The following is a 20620-nucleotide window of genomic DNA, read 5'->3' as shown; positions in this document are numbered from 1 at the left end:
TTTATAACTTAAATAAATATAAAAATTGTAATAATAAACCCTGTGGATAAGTTGCAAAATCGTTTTTTTACATATTAAACATGCCTTTATAAGGTTATAAATAACCGCTAATCCTGTATATAAGTTGTGGATAAAATTGGACGCAAGAAATATCCACATGATATTAACAGGCTTGCAAACAGGTTTGTGAACAACGCAACCAACGACTTAAGTCGTTGATTTTTAATACGGTGGGATTTTCGTCCGGAAGAAGAGGGGGAGCGCTATGTCCCTTTCGGCCCGACCCGCGCCCGAAACAGCGGCCCCGTAGTAGAATGCGCGGCTCGACTCGACCATTCGGGTCTTTTCACTACACACATTTCGGGCACTGCTTCATGACGCAACTGACCAATGACACCTTTCTCCGCGCCTTGATGCGCGAACCAGTCGACTACACGCCGGTTTGGATGATGCGCCAGGCAGGCCGATATCTCCCCGAATACCGCGCGACCCGAGCCAAGGCCGGGAGCTTCATGGATCTGTGTAAGAATCCTGAGCTTGCCTGTGAAGTGACGCTGCAGCCGCTTGAGCGCTATCCGCTGGATGCCGCCATCCTGTTCTCAGACATCCTCACGGTGCCCGACGCGATGGGCCTGGGTCTCTACTTCGCGGAAGGCGAAGGTCCGCACTTCGAGCGCCCTGTGCGCACGCAGGCGGATGTGGAACGGATCGTCGTGCCCGATCCGGAAGGTGAGCTGAAATATGTCATGGATGCGGTCTCGACCATTCGTCGCGAGCTGAATGGCCGGGTGCCTCTCATCGGGTTCTCGGGTAGCCCTTGGACACTGGCCACCTACATGGTGGAAGGCGGAGGTTCCAAGAACTTCTCCAAAATCAAGGGGATGATGTTCGACCGCCCAGACTTGCTGCATACCTTGCTGGCCAAGACGGCGGATGCGGTGACCGCATATCTCAACGCTCAAGTCGCCCGGGGCGCGCAGGCTACCATGATCTTCGATACTTGGGGTGGCTCATTGGCGCCTGCCCACTATCGCGAGTTCTCGCTGGCCTATATGCAGCGCATCGTCGAGGGGCTGACCCGCGAGGCGGAGGGACGCAAGGTTCCGGTGATTCTCTTCACCAAGAACGGCGGTCAGTGGCTGGGCGATATGTCCAAGACGGGCTGCGACGCGCTCGGTCTCGACTGGACGACCGATCTCGCCGATGCCCGCCGCATGGTGGAGGATCGAGTGGCGCTGCAGGGCAATATGGATCCTTGCACGCTGTACGCCTCACCGGAGCGCGTCCGCGAGGAGGTCGCGCGTGTCCTGGCGAGCTACGGAAAGGGCCCTGGCCATGTCTTCAACCTCGGACACGGCATCACCCCTGACGTGGATCCGGAGATCCCGGCTGCGATGGTTGCGGCCGTCCATGAATTGAGCCGGCCCTATCACGCTTGATCGGGATCGGAACGGCGGCGGTCTCCTCGCTTGGAGTCGCGCCGTCCGGAACGAAAAAAGGGGTCCTTGCGACCCCTTTTTTCGTTTCTGTATTGGTCGATCTCGAACGGATCAGACCGCCGTGGCCATCGGGCCTTTGTCGATCGTGCTCGCGGCGATCCGGGTTTCCGTGCCACGGGTATCTTCGAGCCCCATCAGCATCTCGCGCTCGAAGGCGTCTTCGTCGATGTGCGCTCCAAGATAGCGGGCGATGGCCCGCATATCCGCCTCTCCGCTACCGAGACAGCTGGTGCCGCCGGGGGAGGGGGTCATGTTGAAGATGATGCCTGCTCCATCGGTGATCTTGGCCTCGCCCATGCGCAGCTTCTTGGTCTCCTTGTCGATCAGCTGTGGACGGATGCCGCCGAATCCCTCGGCATAGCTGATATCCGACACCGAGATCGAGGGGACGATCTTGCGGATCTCCTTCGCGAACAGATGGCGGTTGAGTTTGGGGACCTCGTAGAGGAAGTTGCGCAGGATGTAGCGACGGATGTCTGGAACCTTGATCTGATCCCAGAGCACGGCCGCGACCCGCCGATCGAAGCGCAGCACCTTGAAGAATTCGGCGATCGACGAGCGGTCGTAGCGTTCGAGCATGGGCAGCATGAGCGCGGTGGGTCCGAAGCGGGTCTTGCCACGCTCCTTGACGTCGTGATCGCCATGTACCGCAGCGAAGGGCAGGTTGGGGTTCTGTACCGTATAGACCTTGCCGTTCAGCGCTTCCGGGGCGAAATAGAAAGACCCGGCGACCGGCAGGCAGGAGTAGTTCAGACCCAGCCCCATCGCCTGGGCCATCAGCAGCGAGTGTCCGCCCGCGCAGACGACCACGGCACGCGCCTGTAGCAGACCTCGGTTGGTCGAAAGAACGTAGAGGTCGTTCTCCTTGCGGATCCAGTCGACCTTGGTCGAGAAGAGCTGGCTGATCTGCTTGCCGTTGGTACGATCCATGCGCGTGCAGGCCTGCGAGAACGATTGTGCCAGGGCCTGGAAATCGACCGCGCAATAGTCGTTCGGAGTTCCGGTCGCAACGATCTCCTCATTGCGCCAGCTTCCGTTCGTCAAGGCCACATTGGGTTCCAGATCGGCGATCTGCTCGCGTTCGAGCAACTGCATGCGCGGAAAGAGATCCTTGAAGGTCTCATAGCGCTGGCGAACGAGCTGACATTCGTCGCGACCGACGCCGAGCAGCATCTTGGGCATCGTGTGAACGATACCGTCGCGCTCGCTGGGTGCCAGCTTGGTCGCGTAGTTGATCACCATGTAGGCCGTGCGTTTGACCGCCCGGGCCTTGTCCAGGGTGTAGTTGGTCTCGATGTCGCCACAGTGGATGGTCTGGCTGTTGCTGTGGGCGTGCGAATTGACCTTGGCGACGCTGTCGTACTTCTCGACCAGACAGAGGCGGTTGAGGTCGGTGAACTTGGCCAATTCGTAGAGCAGGGCCGTGCCGGTGACACCGGCACCGACGATGAGGACATCGTAGTGAGTCGAAGCGGGCATCTTTTCTGTCTCCTTAGAACGGCCTAAGGCCGATCGCAGCAGCGCTTGTGCGGCGCAACAATGCCTCACACTAGACGATGTTGAGCATAGATAAAATGCTGGGATACAGATTTAATAGATTGATTTAGTCAATTATTCAGGCATTGAAATCGCTCCACGCCTGATGCCTGGCGGGTGCGGCAGGGGGGGATGGGATCCTCAAGGCGGTAATTGCCGCGAAATACCTGTGGTAATCGGGGGCCGAAACAGGGTTTTACGGGATCCGAAGTCGGTCCAGCCGCAGTCGTTCGCGTCGATCGAACAATCGTTTGGAACCGAGCCAGACCGCTGCGACTGAACCGAGCCCGGTCCCACCCGAAAGCAGGAACATGATCAGCAGCTGATATTTGGCCGCCTCCAACGGAGGGCCGCCGGCCAGAATCTGACCGGTCATCATGCCGGGAAGGCTGACCAGCCCGGCGGTTCCCATTGCATTGACGATGGGGATGAGGCCCGAGCGTAGCGCGTCGCGGCGGATTTCCTCGATCGCTTGCTCCCAGTTGCCTCCGGCCAGCAGTCTGGCCTCGATCTGTCCGCGTGCCTCCCAGGCCTGGCGCGTGAGGCTGTCGAGCGCGATCGCCACGCCATTCATGGTATTGCCCAGCATCATGCCGAGGAGCGGAATCAGATACTGGGGCTCGTACCAGGGATCGACCCGGATGACGACCGTGAGGGCCAGAAAGATGACGGTGAAGGAGGAGAGGAACATCGAGAAGGCACCGATTCCATAGCTCCAGATCCCGCGATAGCGTCGTTTCTGACGCTGCATCACCTCGAAGCCAGCCGCCGACAGCATCACCATGGACATGAGACCAATGAGTGCCGGATGGGTCTGGTTGAAGAGAATCTTCAGCACCAGTCCGACGAGCATGAGTTGAATCGTGCTGCGCACGGCGGCGATCAAGATGCGTCGCTCGACTCCCAGACGCAGCCACCAGGACATGCCCGCCAGCAGCAGTACCAGCGCCGCCGCGAGCGCCAAGTCCCAGGGCGTCAGATGGATCAGGGTCATGACTCGGGTTCCAGACGTCCGTCGCGAATCCGGTAGGAGCGCCCGCCGAGACGTTGGCGCTGTTCCGGGTCATGACTGACCCAGAGCACGCTGGCTGAAGCAGTCTCTCGATAGTGCGCGATCAGCGACTCGACGCAGTCGCGGTTGGCCGGATCCAGGTTAGCGGTTGCCTCGTCGAGCAGCAGGGCTTCGGGGCGTTGCGCCAGAAGACGGACGAGCGCGAGCCGCTGGCGCTCGCCGGTCGAGAGTCGGGAGATCGACCAGCCGAGCACTCCCGCGTCGAAACCGAGCCGCTCCAGAACGTCGGTGATCCCTCGCGTGTTTTCGGGTAGATGCTCGCCGACGGTCTCGGCCCACCAGAAGGACTCGGCCGGCAGCAGCCCGACACGGCGTCGCCAGAGCGGGGCCGGCATGGACGAACGCGCTTCATCGCCCAGCCAGACCTCGCCCTCGTTTGGATCCAGGTCGGCAATGGCGCGCAGCAGCAGGCTCTTGCCCGAGCCCGAGGGACCGGAGAGAAAGACCTGCTCGCCTGGAATCAGCGTCAGATCGACGGGGGAGAGAACGCGATGGCGAATCCCGTCGATGCGCAGGGCGGTCATCAGAGCCGTCGATAGACGAGGTCGTGGACGGGGTGGCCGAGCCGCTCGCCACGTTGCTCGAATTTGGTCAGCGGACGCGACTCGGGGCGAGGCGCGTAGTGCCCGGGACCGGCGGTATTGACGAAGGTCTCCCGCGCCGATTCCAGGATCTCCAGCATTTGCTCGGCATAGGGTTCCCAGTCGGTCGCCGCGTGGAAGATGCCCCCTGGACGGATGGTCCTGGACAGCAGCCCGACCAACTCGGGCGAGAGGATACGCCGCTTGTGATGCTTGCGCTTGGGCCAGGGATCCGGGAAGAAGAGCTGGACCGCGTCTAGGCTGGACGCCGGGATCGAGTGGGTCAGCACTTCGACTGCGTCGTGGCGTATGACGCGCAGGTTGGTCAGTCCGAGCCGCTCGATTTCGAGCAACAGATGGCCGACGCCCGGGCGATGGACCTCGATGCCGAGCCAGTTGCGCTCGGGATCTTGCGCGGCCATCTGGGCCAGCGACTCGCCGTTGCCGAAGCCGATCTCCAGTACGACCGGTCGTGCGTTGTCGAACAGGTCGGCGAAATCGAGTTGCTGGTCCGCTCGCCAGTCCAGACCGAAGCGCGGCCAGAGTTCCGCGAAGGCGCGCTCCTGGGCACTGGTGAGACGCCCCTCGCGCAGCACGAAACTGCGGATGGCGCGCAGACGCGAGGGGCTGTGTGGTGGTTGAGAGGGATTCACGGTCGGTTCATCGGACTGCATGGATGACAGGGATGCGAGGCGCGATCATCGGAAGAACAGCCCCTCGATCGGCGAAGAGGCCGAGGCGAAGCGCTTGGCCTGCATGCGTCCGGCGAGAAAGGCCTCGCGTCCGGCCTCGATCCCCTTGCGCATGGCGCTGGCCATCAGCACGGGATTGCGGGCCGCCGCAATGGCCGTGTTCATGAGCACGCCGTCGCAGCCGAGTTCCATCGCCTCGGCGGCATGGGAGGCGGTGCCCACGCCCGCGTCGACCAGAACCGGTACCTTGGCGTTCTCGACAATGGTCAGGATGTTGAGCGGATTGCGGATGCCGAGACCCGAGCCGATCGGTGCGGCCAGCGGCATTACGGCGACACAGCCCATGGACTCCAGCTCGCGCGCCACGATGGGGTCGTCGTTGGTGTAGACCATGACGTCGAAGCCGTCCTTGACCAGTTCCTCCGCCGCCTTGAGCGTGGCCATGATGTCCGGGAACAGCGTTTTCTCGTCGCCCAGGACCTCCAGCTTGACCAGCGTGTGGCCGTCGAGCAGTTCGCGCGCCAGCTTGCAGGTGCGCACGGCGGTTTCGGCGTCGTAGCAGCCGGCGGTGTTGGGCAGAATGGTGTAGCGATCGGGCGGCAGCACGTCGAGGATGTTGGGTTCGCCCGGATTTTGGCCCAGGTTGGTACGCCGCACGGCCACGGTGACGATCTCGGCCCCGCTGGCCTCGATGGCCCGGGACGTCTCGTCCATATCCTTGTACTTGCCCGTGCCGACCAGGAGCCGCGAGCGGTATTCACGGCCCGCGATCAGGAGAGGGTCGGTGATCTGGTTGTCTTGAGACATGGAGTTCCTGCGCTGGTGTTGACTGTGCAATGAGGGGTAATGAAGCGGGCCGCAAGCGTGGACTCTTCGGGAGGGTCAGCCTCCGCCGACTGCCTGGATGATCTCCACCTTGTCCTCGGGATTGAGCCGATGCTCGGCGAAACGGCTGCGTGGGACCAATTCGGCGTTGACCTCCACCGCGAACCGCTGGCCGCCGAGCGCCAGTTGCTCCAGGAGATCCGACATGAGACTGCCCTCGGCGATCTCTCTGTGTTCTCCGTTGAGAAGGATGTTCATCTCGACTCCGGTCGTACTGCGAATAGGGCCGCGTGGGCGGCCCTCGCTCAGAATGCGGATAGGGGCCTCAGCGGACGTGATTGGCCTCCTGGCCCAACATCTCCGGCGTCACCAATGTGATGCCGCCCTCGCTGACATAAAAGCCCGCCTTGCGGTCGGCCTCAGGATCCATGCCGATAACGGTTCCTTCCGGGACCTGGCAGTAGCGGTCTAGGACCGCGTTGCGAATGGTGCAGTTCCGCCCGATGTCCACGTCCGGCAGGATGACCGAGTCGGCGACATAGGCGTAGGAGTTCACGCGAACACTCGAGAACAGCAGCGAATGTCTGACCGTCGCACCCGAGATGACGCAACCGCCCGAGACCATGGAATCCACCGCCATGCCGCGGCGGTCCTCGTCGTCGAAGACGAACTTGGCCGGAGGCAACTGTTCCTGGTAGGTCCAGATCGGCCAGTTCTTGTCGTAGAGGTTGAGCGGCGGAGTAATGCCGATCAGTTCAAGATTGGCCTCCCAGAAGGCGTCCAGGGTGCCCACGTCGCGCCAATAGGCCTGTTCGCCGCTCTTGGGGTCGCGGAAGGTATGGGCCATCACGCGATAGAGATTGATGACCGCAGGGATGATGTCCTTACCAAAGTCGTGGCTAGAGGTGGACGTATCGGCGTCCTTGTACAGTTGCTCGAAGAGGAAGCCCTTGTTGAAGACGTAGATGCCCATCGAGGCCAGGCAGCGATCCGACGAGCCTGGAATGGTTTCTGGATTCTCCGGCTTCTCGGCGAAGCGGCACACGCGACCCTCCTCGTCGACGGACATGACGCCGAACTCGCGCGCCCGATCCACCTCGACTTCCAGACAACCGACGGTCATATCGGCTCCAGTTTCGACGTGGTAGGCGATCATGGCGCCGTAGTCCATCTTGTAGATGTGGTCGCCGGCCAGCACCAGGATGTAGTCTGGATCGTGATCCCGGATGATATCCAGGTTCTGGAAGACGGCATCGGCGGTCCCGGCATACCAGGCCGTTTCGGCGACGCGTTGCTGGGCTGGCCACAGCTCGACGAACTCGCCGAATTCGCCGCGCAGGAAACCCCATCCCTTCTGGATGTGCAGGATGAGCGAGTGGGCCTTGTACTGGGTCAGTACGCCAATGCGGCGGATGCCCGAATTGATGCAGTTGGAGAGAGGGAAATCGATGATCCTGAATTTACCGCCGAAGGGAACGGCTGGTTTGGAGCGCCAGGCGGTCAGGTGCTTCAGTCGGGAGCCCCGACCCCCTGCCAGAATCAGCGCCAGTGTGTTTCTCGTCAGGCGACTGATGAATCTGGGGTTTGTGTGGGGCATAAATCCTCCTGTCTAGTTGACGCTGCAGCATATATGAGAGCGCCCGTATGGTACCATCAAGCGCATTTCAACCCTCCTAGATTCCGGCTTCGGAGTCCTGGAGCGGCTCGATTTCGATTCGAATCGGCGACGGTTTCCTGGCCCCCCGCTTCACGCCATGGGCGTGAACGAATCAGTCTAGGATGCATCATGCCCCTAAGGGTGCGTCGCCGCACCCTGTCCGCACTAGGACTGGTCTCCAGGACTATTCCTGGGTGGCCCGATTTCTGATACCAGAGGAACACGAACGACATGGCAACCGCACATGGCTCCTCACCCAAGCTTCCCGAATCTCTGCTGCGCATCGTCGAGGCGCGCCACCATGACCCCTTTGAAGTGTTGGGGCGACACGAGGACGGTGGCCGGGCGATCGTGCGGGCCTTTTTGCCTCTAGCCGAACGGGCAGCTTTGGTCGAGCCCGCCGCCCCCATGAAGCGAATCGATGGGACCGACCTCTTTGTCTGGGAGGGCGCGGCCGATCAGGTTCCGGACCGCTATCAGGTCGAATGGGAGGATCAGAGCGGGATGTCGCATCGCGCATACGATCCCTACTGTTTTCCGTTGCAGCTCTCGGATTTCGATCTGCATCTGTTCGGCGAGGGCCGTCACTGGCATGCCTATCGTCTGCTTGGATCGCACGCGACCGAGGTCGAGGGTATTCCTGGCATTCAGTTCGCGGTTTGGGCTCCCAACGCCGAGCGCGTCAGCGTGGTCGGAGACTTCAACGCCTGGGACGGACGCGCCCATCCTATGCGGGTGCGCGGCGGTCATGGTGTCTGGGAACTCTTCATCCCGGGGCTTGAGTGCGGCGGTTTCTACAAATACGAGATCCGCGACCAACACACCAATCTTCATGTGAAGATCGACCCCTATGCCCAGGCGTTCCAGGTGCGTCCCCAAACCGCCGGCCTGATCTCGCCCGAGAGCCATTTCCGCTGGACGGACGAGGAATGGATGCGTCTGAGGTCCACGGTCGACTGGCAGCATCAACCCATGTCGGTCTACGAGGTGCATCTCGGCTCCTGGCGCCAGGCGTCCGACGGTAGTTTCCTCAACTACCGTACCCTGGCCAAGGAGATCGGCGACTACGTCGAGAAGATGGGCTTCACCCACATTGAGCTGCTGCCCATCACCGAGCATCCGCTCGACGCCTCCTGGGGCTACCAGTGCACCGGCTATTTCGCCCCGACCGCCCGCTTCGGCTCCCCCGACGACTTCCGCTTCTTCGTCGATTATTTCCATCATTTGGGGATCGGCGTGCTTCTGGATTGGGTGCCCGCGCACTTCCCCAAGGATATTTACGCCCTAGCTCGATTCGACGGCACCGCGCTCTACGAGCATGCCGACCCGCGTCTCGGCGAGCACAAGGACTGGGGGACGCTCATCTTCAACTTCGGTCGCAACGAGGTGAAGAATTTCCTGCTCTCCAGCGCACTCTACTGGCTGGACGAATTCCACATCGACGGGCTGCGCGTGGATGCGGTCGCCTCCATGCTCTATCTCGACTATTCGCGTAATCCGGGCGAGTGGATCCCCAACAAATACGGCGGCAACGAGAACCTGGAGGCCGTGGACTTCATTCGCGAGCTGAACAGCGTCACCCACGAGCAGCATCCGGGCAGCCTCATGGTCGCCGAGGAGTCGACCGCCTGGCCGGCGGTGTCGCGTCCGACCTATCTGGGTGGTCTCGGTTTCAGCATGAAATGGAACATGGGCTGGATGCACGACACCCTGTCCTATATGCAGAAGGATCCCATCTACCGCCATTTCCACCATGATCTGCTGACCTTCGGGCTGCTCTACGCCTTTACCGAGAACTTCGTCCTGCCCTTCTCGCACGACGAGGTGGTGCACGGCAAAAAGTCCATGATCGACAAGATGCCGGGTGACGCCTGGCAGAAGTTCGCCACCCTGCGACTGCTCTATACCTTCATGTTCAGCTATCCCGGCAAGAAGCTGCTCTTTCAGGGGTGCGAGTTCGCTCAGGGCCAGGAATGGAAGTTCGACGAATCGCTCGACTGGGAACTCCTGGAGCGCGCGCCGCATCAGGGCATGCAGCGTCTGGTGGCCGATCTCAATCGGCTTTATTGCGAGCAGGTGCCGCTGCACGATGTGGATTTCGATGCCTCGGGGTTCGAATGGATCGATTGCCACGACAGCTCCCAGTCCGTGCTCAGCTATATTCGCAAGTCTCAGTCCGGGAAAGAGATCGTCGCAGCCGCGTTCAATTTCACCCCGGTTCCTCGTAACGACTATCGTATCGGCGTTCCCGAGGCCGGTTTCTACCGCGAGGCGATCAACTCGGACGCCGAGATCTATGGTGGCAGCAATGTCGGCAATCAGGGTGGCGTCAAATCCGAACCCGTGAGCTGGATGGGGCGGCCTCATTCGCTGATGATCTCGCTACCGCCGCTCGCCGGCATCATCCTGGTTCACGAGCTCTCGGAGACGGAGGCGGACGAGATCCCGTCCGAGAATGCCGCCGAAGCTGCAGATACCCCAGCGGAGCCCAGCGATGTCGACGCTTGAGACAGAACTGGCGTCCGAACTGGACGTGGATCCGATCGAACTCCAGCGGATCCGGCTCAATCAGGAGACGGCGCGCATCCCCTGGGCCGAGCTTCAGCGCTTCTTTGCGCAGGGCTATCTGATCTGGGTGCATGACGATCTGGACCTGGTCGAGATGGCGCTGCGGTTTACCCTGGACGATGCCGCCGCCATCGAAGCCGAGATGACACGGGGCACGCTCTCCCGCGTCAGCGACGATCAGGCCAGAGGCTGGTTCGAGTCTCAATCCAGTCTCTGGGCCGTGGTCGTCAAACCTTGGATTTTGGTACAGGAAACGCGATGCACATCTGGGTCGACGCAGACGCCTGCCCAAGGATAATCAAGGACATCCTCTTCCGTGCGGTGGAGCGTGTCGGAATCGGCATGACGCTGGTCGCCAATCAGCCGATGAGCGTGCCGCCGTCGCGTCTGATCCGCGCTATCCAGGTTTCGGCCGGATTCGATGTTGCCGACAATGAGATCGTTCGCCGTCTGGAGGCGGACGATCTGGTCATCACTGCGGACATCCCCCTGGCCGCCGAGGTCATCGCCAAGGGTGGTCACGCCTTGAATCCGCGTGGACAGATCTATACCAAGGAGAACATTCGCGAGCGACTGAATATGCGCGATTTCATGGAGACGCTGCGCTCGACTGGAGTCGATACCGGTGGACCCGGGAGCCTCGGACCGCGCGACAAGCAGGCCTTCGCCAATGCCCTGGACGCATTTCTCGCCAAACAGGGTGCTCATTGACCAATTGGAGCCCTGGACGCAAGCAATCGCTAGCCCTCGATAAAGGAGTCATCCAATGGCCGTACTCATACTGGGTCTGATCCTCTTCCTGGGGACGCACTCCATCTCCATCATAAAACCCGATCTCAGGGGCAACATCGTCGCCCGCTTCGGGGTCGTGCCCTGGCAGGCAGTCTACGCGATCCTGTCGCTGATCGGCTTCATGCTGATCCTCTCCGGTTTCGGCATGGCGGGCCAATCCCCCATCCTGGTCTACGATCCCGCAGCCTGGATGCGTCATATCACCTTGCTGCTGATGTTGCCTGTTTTTCCATTGCTGTTCGCCGCCTATCTGCCGGGCCGTATCCAGACCGCGGTCAAGCACCCCATGCTGCTCGCAGTGAAGATCTGGGCCTTTGCCCATCTGTTGGCCAACGGCACCCTGGCCGACATCCTGCTGTTCGGCGCCTTCCTGGCCTGGGCCGTCGCCGATCGCATCTCGCTCAAGCACCGGGTCGGTCCGCCGGTCCAGGGCGCGCCACCGAGTCCCCTAAACGACGCCATCGCCATCGTCGGCGGTCTGTTGTTCTATCTGCTCTTCATGTTCTGGCTGCACAAGGCGCTGATCGGTGTCGCACCCATTGGCTGACCGGGTCATGTATCAAATCCGGGTTCAGAGCGCGCCCTTCGACAGCGCCGCCGAGCAGGCGGCGCTGGTCGGGGACAATGCCCGGATCGGTGCGCTGGTCAGCTTCGTCGGGCTCATGCGCGATCTCAACGCCGGACTCGGCGTCTCGCGCATGCGGCTCGAACACTATCCGGGGATGACCGAGAAGGCGCTCGCGGCCATCGCCGATGAGGCCGCCGAGCGCTGGGAATTGGAGGGAATCCGTATCGTTCATCGTGTCGGAATCCTGGAACCTAGGGATCCGATCGTCTTCGTCGGTGTCGTCAGCCAGCATCGCGGCGACGCCTTCCGCGCCTGCGAATTCCTGATCGACTACCTCAAAACCCGCGCACCATTCTGGAAGAAGGAAGTTACCGACGCGGGCGAACGCTGGGTCGAGGCACGGACCAGGGATCAGGAATCTGCCGACCGTTGGTAGGCTGTTTTATTAGCCGATTTCGAGGGATCGAGAAGCTGAGATTAGCGGCGGATTGTGTTTCCATGTCGCAATGCTGGTGGTCGATGCGAACCCGCGTCAGGCGAAGGCGATCGCAGACCATTTCGGAGTGTTCGAGGACATCTTTAGCCAGATCTTCCAGCTATGTGGCAGTGCTGGTGATGGGGTTCTAGGCATCCCATTACACACAAGTCTGTAAGTGATTGATTTAGTGTGATCCCCCAAAAGTGCCTGTCTTTATAAATCAGCAGCTTAGGGAAGGCAGCAGAGATGTGTGTAACGAGATGGGTTCTAGGTCAACAGCGAGGACGTGAATCGACTCTATTCCCATCCGGACAGGACTGGTTATGATTGGTCGTGTCCTCTGCTCTTGTACTGGATTAGTTGGATGACGATGATTTCGCACTGAGGTGTCATGCATTACGACCCCCGTCGTTTTCGCCGTCACCGACCGGATTAGTCTGGGTTTTGGATTGGCGGCGCTGACCGTTTTGGTCGCGGCCATCTGATAAGGAGATCTCGAGTGACTCCAATACGCTGTTCGCGCGGGAGGTCTCGGTCCTGGCACTGGCGGAGGTTATCCTTACCTCCGTCGTCGATTACGAAGCCTTCTTCTATACCCTCAACGGTATCCAGCGGTGGATACCGGATCTACAGACGCTGCGGTTTCCTGCAGTACCTGTTCGTGGCTCTGCGGCGCGTCGCAGGGCGTGAAGCCCTGCGCTCCGTCAAACGTATGTCTACTGCCATCTATGTCAAGCGGCGTTGGTGGTTTGCAATGACCATCATCCACCTGCTGCCGGAGAGGCTGTTCAAGCGATTGGATATTTGATGTCAAGTATCAATTTGCTAGAGCCCAACAAAAAATTAGAATTAATTTTTTACTATAGCATGAAAAATTCCAATAAGATCCAATGTGAAAGTTCGGCTCGTAATATTAGCGACGGCTGGAAGTCGGGATTGTTAAATTTGGCAAATATTTTGTTCTTGTTTTTCTCGTTCACTATTTTTTTTAGCTATTTTCTTGGGGTGGGATATTCGAATCTCAACTACAATAGCGACTTGGTTCAACCATTCATGCAGGCTCGTGATTTATTGCAGGAGCCTTCTCGGTTCAACGATTGGTACTTTTCTCCGGCGTTGTATTTTTTTCCAGACTTGATCTTTTCCGTCTTTCTCGTAGTGCTCCCAATTCCCAACGCGGTTTTGCCCATTATCTATGGTGCATTACTGTTTACGCTCTATAGTGGTGCTGGCGGGATATTGATTTCCTCAAATATGCGGGTCAGCTTCGTTACCGCAACCAATTTGATTGCAGCAATAATCCTTCTTGTTGGGCTGATGAGCTTTTCTTATGCAGTCAAGGGACCCATTAGCCCTCTCTCATATGTTTGGTTGGCCAGTGCATCCATTCATACTGGGGCTGTATTGATGACGCTGGTATCCGCCGCAATATTCATAAATCTGTTGACCAATCAAGCACGCTTGCGATGGCTGGTTGTGTTAGGTGTGACGGTTTATCTTTCAAGCTTTTCCGATCTGCTCTTCGTAGTCTGGTTCGTTGTTCCAGCATCGATCATAGCAATATTGCATGGGATTTCTATCGGAGGTAGACGCAGTTACATATACGCCGTAACGCTGATTGTTGCCACGATATCGGCTCTGATATCCGAAAGATTGATTAGAAATGTGCTTTTTTCATCAGAGCTTGATGTGTTTTCAGGTTATATGAGCCCTATTAATCCCATTGATTCTGTGTTAAGTTTTTCACAAGAATTGATTCGAGCCGTAAAAATGAATGACTATCCGGCTCTAATTACTGTAGGTGTTTTAATTCCGATAGGCGCTAGAGCAATAAAAATTTGTTTCGATTTATTGGGGCGGCAGCCGCAGACAGTCGGGAACTATATAGAACTATTTATTGCGATGAGTTGTTTTTCGGCATTGCTAACTCCTCTTGCCACCGGAAATTACAAGGTTGTTGGTGACTGGCGTTATTTTATCGTCATTCATATTCTGATCATGGTATGGATTGTTTATTTTATATCCAATGTGATCGGGTCCATCAGGATAGTAAATGTCGTCGCCGGATTGGGGGCAGGCGTCCTAATTGCTGTGTCGGCCATGACAGTATCCGAGGATGCTATCGCCTCAGTTAAGAGGCTCCAATCTCCGACACCAGTCGAGATATGTCTAAGACAAGAAAAAAGAACGACCGGAATAGGTGATTACTGGACGGCCAAGCTACTCATGTTCATGACTCGTCGAGAAATACACATCGTTCAAGTGAGGGAGGATGGTTATTTTTTTCGGTGGAATTACAACCGTCGGTGGTTCAGCGTACGCTCTGATAACAAAGCGCCTTTTAGCCCTGATTTCATCATTACAAAAAATCTTGATCCCAATAAGCTTCGCGCTCGTTTCGGCGATCCGTCTCGATCGATTGTCTGTGGAGATTCCGAGATTTGGCTGTATGACCTCCCGTTGCGCACTGAAGGTCTTTGATTTGCTCGGTTTGTTGGGGCATGCACCCGAGTCTTTCGTTTAACGGTGAGGCTCTGTCCGCGTCGATGCCTCCTCCACCTCCTCAATGATCGCCGGCATCTTCGCCACCGACTGCACCCGCAGATGGAGCGCCGCCTTGGACAGCAGGTGCGCGCTGACAGGTGCCGTGATGAAGAGGAAGAAGGTGACCAGCAGCTCATGCAGGCTCAGGCCCTCTCCACGAAGGCTGAAATGGACCATGGAGGCGATCAGCAGGCTACCGACGCCCAGCGTGGTGGCCTTGGTCGGACCATGCAGCCGGCTGTAGAAGTCGCGTAGCCGCACCAGTCCGAGCGAGCCGATGAAGGTGAAGAGCCCGCCGAGCAGGATGAGCACGGCGAGCAGGATGTCGAGCACGGAATCGGCCATTCGCTGCTATTCCCCTTTATTCGATGATGTCGCCGCGCAACAGATATTTGCAGAGAGCGACCGTTCCCACGAATCCCATCATGGCGATCAGCAGCGCTGCCTCGAAATAGAGCGATGAGTTCAAATGGATGCCGACCAGCACCAGCAGGGCGATGGCGTTCACATAGAGTGTGTCGAGCGCCAGGATGCGATCCGGCTTGTCCGGTCCGAACAGCAGTCGCCAGAGCGTCAGTGCCAGTGCGGCCGTCACCAACCCGAAGGCGATCGAGATGGAGAGATCGAGAAGGCTCGCGGGATTCAGCATGGTTCGAAGATCTCCAACAGTGGCGTCTCGTAACGCTGTTTGATGCTCTCGACCAGTGCTTCCGGATTGCGCACGTTCAGTCCGTGCACGACCAGATTGCGCCGCTCCGGATCGAGCCAGGCCGAGACCGTCCCTGGCGTGAGCGAGATGGTGTTCGCCAGCAGGCTGATTCCGAGGTCCGAGCGCAGGTCGAGCGGAACCACTACGAACCCGGGCGCGACCCGCCGCGGCCCGCGCAGGATGAGCCAGGCGACGGTGAGGTTGGCCGTGAGAATGTCGTGGAGGAGCATGGCGATGAAGCGCAACAGCGTCAGCGGCCGATGGATACGGATGCGCTCGGGCCAGAAGCGCAGGGTGAAGATAGGGATGGCCCAGCCGAGCAGCAGTCCGAGCAGCAGATTTCCTGGGTCGAAGCTATTGGACAGCAAGATCCAGATGAGCGTCAGCACGGGTGTCAGGATGGGGTGGGGCAGCAGTCGCAGCTTCATGATGGAGCCCTTCCGGCGTCGGGTGCGAGAACCGCCTGGATGTAGTACCCAGGGCGCAGGAGCTGCTCGGCAGTCTCGGTCACGAATCTCAGTATGGGATCGGCCCAGATCGTCAGTGCCAAGCAGAGCCCCATGAGTCCCATGATCGGCGCGATTCTGGATGCACTGGGGCGGGCCGAGGGCTCTGTCGAACATTCGCCCTCTGCGCGCAGGAAGAGCAGGCTGCCCGAGCGCGCGAGCGCGATGATGCCGAGCAGCGATGAGATCAGGATGATCGCCATCAGCCCAGGCCAAATGGGTGTCTCCAGTGTTGCGCGCAGCACCAGCAGCTTGCCGACGAAGCCGGACAGCGGAGGCAGGCCAGCCACCAGCAGCGCGACGACGAAAAAGAGTCCGCCGATCAATCCCGCTGCCGGGATCACCGGTCCGGGCGTCAGACGATCCGCATGGCTGCCGCGTCCATTCGCGATCAGGTCGGCGAGCAGGAAGAACGCCGCCGTCGCGAAGGTGGTGTGGGCCAGATAATAGAGTCCGGCCGCTGTGGCGTCCGGGCTCCCCAGGGCCAGCGCGGTCAGCAGCAGACCAACCGAGACCAGCACCAGATAACCGATCTGGCGTCGCAATCCGGTCGCCGCCAGCGTGCCCAGGGTGGCCAGGATCAGCGTCGCCAGCGCCAGGGGCAGCAGCCAGTCGGCATAGAGCCCGGCCACTGGACCGGCGTCGGTACCGAACACCAGCGTACCGATTCGCAGCAGACAGTAGACGCCGACCTTGGTCATGATGGCGAACAGGGCCGCGACCGGTGCCGAGGTCGCCGCATAGGTGGCCGGCAACCACAGATGCAGCGGAGCCACTGCCGCCTTGAGGGCGAAGACGCCGAACAACAGCAGCCCGCCAACGCGTACCAGCCCCAGATTTTCGGTCGGCGTCTCGGCCACCTTGACCGCCATGTCGGCCAGATTGAGAGTGCCCAGGGTTCCGTAGAGGGTGCCGGCGGCGAATAGGAAGAGCGTCGATCCGACCAGATTCAGCGCCACGAAATGCAGCCCGGCACGGGTGCGCTCGGCCCCGCCTCTGTGCAGCAGCAGGCCGTAGGAGGCCAGCAGCAGGACCTCGAAAAAGACGAAGAGGTTGAACAGATCGCCCGTGAGAAAGGCGCCGTTGAGCCCGAAGAGCTGTAGCTGGAACAGTGGATGGAAATGACGGCTACCGCGATCGGTTCCCTGGATTGCGTAGAGGAGCGCGAAGCTGGACAGCGCCGAGGTGACGAGGAGCATCCACGCCGCCAGCCGATCCCCGACCAGTACGATGCCATAGGGCGCGGGCCAGTTACCCAGTGCGTAGACCAGGATCTCGCCCGAGTCGACTTGAATCAGCACCAGGATGGCGAGCGCCACCTGAGCCAGGGTGGCGGTCAGGTTCATTGCGCGCCGCACGTCGAGCGACAGCCAGCGGCGCGTAAGCAGCAGGAGCGTGCCCGCCAGGAGCGGCAGAACGAGAGGCAGGATGAGTAGATGGCTCAAGCGACGTTCTCCTCATCGCGGTGGCCGTCGACCTGATCCGTACCCAGTTCTGCATGGGCCTTGAGCGAGAGCATGATGACGAAGGCGGTCATGGCGAAACTGATGACGATCGCCGTCAGGACCAGCGCCTGCGGCAGCGGATCCGTATAACCGCTAGCGGTGTCCGTGATAATCGCCGGCTGGCCGATGGAAAGCCGCCCGGTGGCGAATAGAAAGAGGTTTACCGCGTAGGACATCAGAGTCAGCCCCATCACCAGCGGGAAGGTTCGGGCGCGCAAGGTCAGATAGACCCCGATGGTGGTTAGGACGCCGATGATGACGCTCATCAGAATTTCCATGACGAGCCCTCCGTTGCCGTGCCGATTGGGATGTGACTGACCCGGTGCATCAGACCCAGATGCACCAGGATCAGCAGAGTCGCGCCAACCACCACCAGATAGACCCCCAGGTCGAAGGCCATCGCCGAGGCCAGCTCGAAGTCGCCCAACAGCGGCCAGTGGATGTGCGTGAAGGTCGAGGTCAGGAAGGGGTATCCGAATGCCAGACTCGCCAGCCCGGTCCCGGTGGCGATGAGCAGACCGACGCCGATCAGGGGGTGCATGTTGGCCGAGAGACGTCGATGGGTCCATTCAACCCCATTGGTTAGGTATTGCATGATGAGTGCTGCAGCCGTCACCAGTCCGGCGATGAAGCCGCCGCCGGGCTGGTTGTGTCCGCGCAGGAAGATGAAGACCGAGACCAGCAGGGCCAGCGGCAGCAGCAATCGAGCCAGGGCGGCCATGATGGCGGGATGTCTGTCCCAGTTCCATGGACGGCCTTGAGGATTGGACGTCGGTCCTGGCAGATGCAGTTTGTGGAGCATGGCGTAGATTCCCAATCCGGCCAGGGCGAGCACCGATATTTCGCCCAGCGTATCGAAGCCTCGGAAGTCGACCAGGATGACGTTGACCACGTTGTGTCCGCCGCCCCCAGGCACGCTGTTGGTCAGGAAGTATTCCGAGATGGGCGTATAGGGGCGGGTCAGGATCGACCAGGTGAGGGTTCCGGCACCACCACCGGCTAGCAGGGCCAGCGTCAGGTCGCGCAGACGCTGCCAACCTGTCGATTCGGCCGGGCTGCGCGGTGGCAGAACATAGAGCGCTAGGAGCAGCAACACGATGGTGACCACCTCCACCGTGAGCTGGGTCAGGGCCAGGTCAGGGGCGGAGAATTTGACGAAGATGAGCGACACCAGCAGACCTAGCGCCCCCATGACGATGAGCGCCGTGAGCCGCAGTCGGTGCAGCAGCAGGGTGGCGACGGCCACCAAGGACAGAGCCAGGGCGATGAAGATGCTCACGCCGTCCGGCGTCAATAGACCGCGTTCGCCCGTCAGCGGCGAGCCGCTGCCGATGGCCCCGGCCAGACCCAATCCGAGCGCCGAGACCAGGAACAGCAGAATCAGACGCTGCAGCGATCCGGTATCCAGCGTCCGGGTCGTCAGGCGGGCGAGGGCGAATAGGCCGCCGAGCAGCCGGTCGAAGGCCGCCCGGCCGCCAAATCGGCCCGATATCTGATTGGCCATCTCGAATAGCGGCTGGCGACCGGCGTAGACCACGATTCCGCCGACGAGTGCGACGGCGCTCATGACGACCGGCAGGCCGAATCCATGCCAGATTGCCAAGTCATACTCGGGCGGCGGCGTTTGGAGCAGACTGGTGACCGCGACCTTGAGCAAGGGCGCCACGGTCAGCGCGGGCAGGATGCCGACCACTAGACAGATGGCGACCAGGATTTCGACTGGCACCTTCATCCAAAAGGGCGGTTCATGGGGTTTGCGCGGCAGATTGACCGGGTCGCCATTGAAGAAGACGTCATGGATGAATCGCAGCGAATAGGCGACGGCCATGATGCCCGCGAAGGCCACCGCCACCGGAAGCAGCCAGCCCCAGGGATGCTCGGAGAAGAAATCGGCCGTCTCGGCGAAGAACATCTCCTTGGAGAGAAAGCCGTTGAACAGCGGAACGCCGGCCATCGCCGACGCCGCCACCATGGCTAGGCTGGCGGTATAGGGCATGTAGCGCCAGAGCCCGTTGATCCGTCGCATGTCGCGCGTGCCGCATTCGTGATCGATGATGCCGGCCGCCATGAACAGCGATGCCTTGAAGGTCGCATGATTGATAACGTGGAAGATCCCGGCCACGGCCGCCAAGGGTGTCCCCAGTCCGAACAGCAGCGTGATGAGCCCCAGGTGGCTGATGGTCGAATAGGCCAGCAGTCCCTTGAGATCGTGCTTGAAGAGTGCGATCCAGGCGCCGACCAGTAGGGTCGTCAGTCCGGTTCCGATGACCAGCAGGTTCCATTCGAACGTGCCCGAGAGCACCGGAAAGAGCCTGGCCATGATAAAGATTCCGGCCTTCACCAGCGTTGCCGAATGCAGATAGGCCGATACCGGCGTCGGCGCCGACATGGCGTGCGGCAGCCAGAAATGGAAGGGGAACTGCGCCGACTTGGTGAAGGCCCCGAGCAGGATCAGCACCAGCATGGGCGTATAGAGCGGATCGGCGCGGACCTGATCGCCGGCCGCCAGAATCACAGACAGATCGTAACTGCCGACTATCTCGCCCAGCAGCAGGAAACCGCCCAGCATCGCCAGTCCGCCCAGGCCGGTCACGGCGAGCGCCATGCGTGCCCCGTTGCGGGCCTCTTCCTCGTGACGCCAATAGCTGATGAGCAGAAAGGACGAGAGACTCGTCAGCTCCCAGAAGACCAGCAGCAGGATGAGATTCTCCGCCAGCACCACGCCCAACATGGATCCCATGAAGAGCAGCAGATAGGCGTAGAAGCGCCCCATGCAGTCGGTTGCGGATAGATAGTAACGGGCATAGAGGATGACCAGCAGCCCGATGCCCAGCACCATTGAGGTGAAGACCAGGCCCAACCCATCCAGTCGAAAGGCCAGGTCCAGTCCCAGGTCAGGGATCCAGGGCCAGCGCTGGATCACCGTTTCGCCAGAGAATGCGATCAGCATTGACGGGGATAGGGTGCCCAGCGCGCCCAATGCCACCAGACCGGCCGTCCAAGCGGACCATAGCCGGCCGAAACGAGACATCCAGGCGGTCAAACCAGCGCCCATCAGGGGGATGAGCACGACGAACAACAGATTCAT

General features: G+C 60.1%; 20 protein-coding genes. 7 read left to right on the top strand and 13 right to left on the bottom strand.

The genetic code is table 11. The features are described from left to right. Positions 1-374: 374 nt before the first annotated feature. Entirely contained in the window at positions 375-1439 is a 1065-nt protein-coding gene (hemE, locus tag THIDRDRAFT_RS17170) for a uroporphyrinogen decarboxylase (protein WP_007042161.1), read from the top strand. Positions 1440-1550: 111 nt separating this feature from the next. Here the strand turns inward: hemE and THIDRDRAFT_RS17165 are convergent, their stop codons facing one another. From THIDRDRAFT_RS17165 to glgC, 7 genes are all read right to left on the bottom strand, one after another. Further along, positions 1551-2978: an FAD-dependent oxidoreductase gene (locus THIDRDRAFT_RS17165; protein ID WP_007042160.1), complete on the bottom strand. Its 1428-nt coding sequence runs from the start codon at positions 2976-2978 to the stop codon at positions 1551-1553. Positions 2979-3231: 253 nt separating this feature from the next. Next, positions 3232-4029 (bottom strand): ABC transporter permease, encoded by a 798-nt coding sequence (locus tag THIDRDRAFT_RS17160; protein ID WP_007042159.1) that lies wholly within the window; start codon positions 4027-4029, stop codon positions 3232-3234. Continuing rightward, entirely contained in the window at positions 4026-4631 is a 606-nt protein-coding gene (locus THIDRDRAFT_RS17155; protein ID WP_007042158.1) for an ABC transporter ATP-binding protein, read from the bottom strand. The genes THIDRDRAFT_RS17160 and THIDRDRAFT_RS17155 overlap by 4 nt, the downstream gene beginning before the upstream one ends. Beyond that, positions 4631-5362 carry a tRNA (guanosine(46)-N7)-methyltransferase TrmB gene (trmB, locus tag THIDRDRAFT_RS17150; protein WP_007042157.1) on the bottom strand — a complete coding sequence of 244 codons (732 nt, stop codon included), beginning with the start codon at positions 5360-5362 and terminating at the stop codon, positions 4631-4633. Before trmB ends, THIDRDRAFT_RS17155 begins: the two co-directional genes overlap by 1 nt. Positions 5363-5386: 24 nt before the next feature. Next, positions 5387-6187, bottom strand: a complete 801-nt coding sequence (locus THIDRDRAFT_RS17145) for a thiazole synthase (RefSeq protein WP_007042156.1) — start codon at positions 6185-6187, stop codon at positions 5387-5389. 75 nt (positions 6188-6262) lie between these two features. After that, positions 6263-6463, bottom strand: a complete 201-nt coding sequence (gene thiS, locus THIDRDRAFT_RS17140; RefSeq protein WP_007042155.1) for a sulfur carrier protein ThiS — start codon at positions 6461-6463, stop codon at positions 6263-6265. A gap of 67 nt (positions 6464-6530) precedes the next feature. Continuing rightward, on the bottom strand, positions 6531-7802 hold the full coding sequence (glgC, locus tag THIDRDRAFT_RS17135) for a glucose-1-phosphate adenylyltransferase (protein ID WP_007042154.1): 1272 nt from the start codon (positions 7800-7802) through the stop codon (positions 6531-6533). A gap of 291 nt (positions 7803-8093) precedes the next feature. Here glgC and glgB point away from each other — a divergent pair, with 291 nt between their 5' ends. The 6 genes from glgB (at position 8094) to THIDRDRAFT_RS17105 (ending at position 14749) form a co-directional block, all read left to right on the top strand. After that, positions 8094-10370 (top strand): 1,4-alpha-glucan branching protein GlgB, encoded by a 2277-nt coding sequence (gene glgB / locus THIDRDRAFT_RS17130; RefSeq protein WP_007042153.1) that lies wholly within the window; start codon positions 8094-8096, stop codon positions 10368-10370. Beyond that, complete coding sequence (locus THIDRDRAFT_RS17125; protein WP_007042152.1) at positions 10357-10728, top strand: DUF2288 domain-containing protein; 372 nt, start codon at positions 10357-10359, stop codon at positions 10726-10728. The genes glgB and THIDRDRAFT_RS17125 overlap by 14 nt, the downstream gene beginning before the upstream one ends. Then, complete coding sequence (locus THIDRDRAFT_RS17120) at positions 10689-11141, top strand: YaiI/YqxD family protein (RefSeq protein WP_007042151.1); 453 nt, start codon at positions 10689-10691, stop codon at positions 11139-11141. Before THIDRDRAFT_RS17125 ends, THIDRDRAFT_RS17120 begins: the two co-directional genes overlap by 40 nt. A gap of 55 nt (positions 11142-11196) precedes the next feature. Further along, complete coding sequence (locus tag THIDRDRAFT_RS17115; protein ID WP_007042150.1) at positions 11197-11769, top strand: NnrU family protein; 573 nt, start codon at positions 11197-11199, stop codon at positions 11767-11769. A 7-nt stretch (positions 11770-11776) separates the two neighbouring features. Continuing rightward, positions 11777-12226 (top strand): molybdopterin synthase catalytic subunit MoaE, encoded by a 450-nt coding sequence (gene moaE, locus THIDRDRAFT_RS17110; RefSeq protein WP_007042149.1) that lies wholly within the window; start codon positions 11777-11779, stop codon positions 12224-12226. An 849-nt stretch (positions 12227-13075) separates the two neighbouring features. Continuing rightward, a complete protein-coding gene (locus tag THIDRDRAFT_RS17105) occupies positions 13076-14749 on the top strand; it encodes a hypothetical protein (protein WP_007042148.1) in 1674 nt (557 codons plus the stop codon). A gap of 39 nt (positions 14750-14788) precedes the next feature. Here THIDRDRAFT_RS17105 and THIDRDRAFT_RS17100 read toward each other — a convergent pair whose 3' ends face one another. From THIDRDRAFT_RS17100 to THIDRDRAFT_RS17075, 6 genes are read right to left on the bottom strand one after another with little or no spacing between them, the layout of a single operon-like run. Then, the gene (locus THIDRDRAFT_RS17100) at positions 14789-15157 is read right to left on the bottom strand and encodes a Na+/H+ antiporter subunit G (RefSeq protein WP_007042147.1); all 369 of its coding nucleotides are present in this window, start codon (positions 15155-15157) and stop codon (positions 14789-14791) included. Positions 15158-15173: 16 nt separating this feature from the next. Then, positions 15174-15461 carry a K+/H+ antiporter subunit F gene (locus THIDRDRAFT_RS17095; protein WP_007042146.1) on the bottom strand — a complete coding sequence of 96 codons (288 nt, stop codon included), beginning with the start codon at positions 15459-15461 and terminating at the stop codon, positions 15174-15176. Further along, the gene (locus THIDRDRAFT_RS17090; protein WP_007042145.1) at positions 15455-15949 is read right to left on the bottom strand and encodes a Na+/H+ antiporter subunit E; all 495 of its coding nucleotides are present in this window, start codon (positions 15947-15949) and stop codon (positions 15455-15457) included. The genes THIDRDRAFT_RS17095 and THIDRDRAFT_RS17090 overlap by 7 nt, the downstream gene beginning before the upstream one ends. Next, complete coding sequence (locus tag THIDRDRAFT_RS17085) at positions 15946-17472, bottom strand: monovalent cation/H+ antiporter subunit D (protein WP_007042144.1); 1527 nt, start codon at positions 17470-17472, stop codon at positions 15946-15948. Before THIDRDRAFT_RS17085 ends, THIDRDRAFT_RS17090 begins: the two co-directional genes overlap by 4 nt. Then, a complete protein-coding gene (locus tag THIDRDRAFT_RS17080; protein WP_007042143.1) occupies positions 17469-17810 on the bottom strand; it encodes a Na+/H+ antiporter subunit C in 342 nt (113 codons plus the stop codon). Before THIDRDRAFT_RS17080 ends, THIDRDRAFT_RS17085 begins: the two co-directional genes overlap by 4 nt. Next, positions 17798-20620: a monovalent cation/H+ antiporter subunit A gene (locus THIDRDRAFT_RS17075; RefSeq protein WP_050984754.1), complete on the bottom strand. Its 2823-nt coding sequence runs from the start codon at positions 20618-20620 to the stop codon at positions 17798-17800. Before THIDRDRAFT_RS17075 ends, THIDRDRAFT_RS17080 begins: the two co-directional genes overlap by 13 nt.

Source organism: Thiorhodococcus drewsii AZ1 (assembly GCF_000224065.1).
In the GTDB taxonomy this organism is placed as follows: domain Bacteria; phylum Pseudomonadota; class Gammaproteobacteria; order Chromatiales; family Chromatiaceae; genus Imhoffiella; species Imhoffiella drewsii.
The sequence above is the reverse complement of the archived record's forward strand: the minus strand, read 5'-3'. Positions and strand labels throughout refer to the sequence as shown.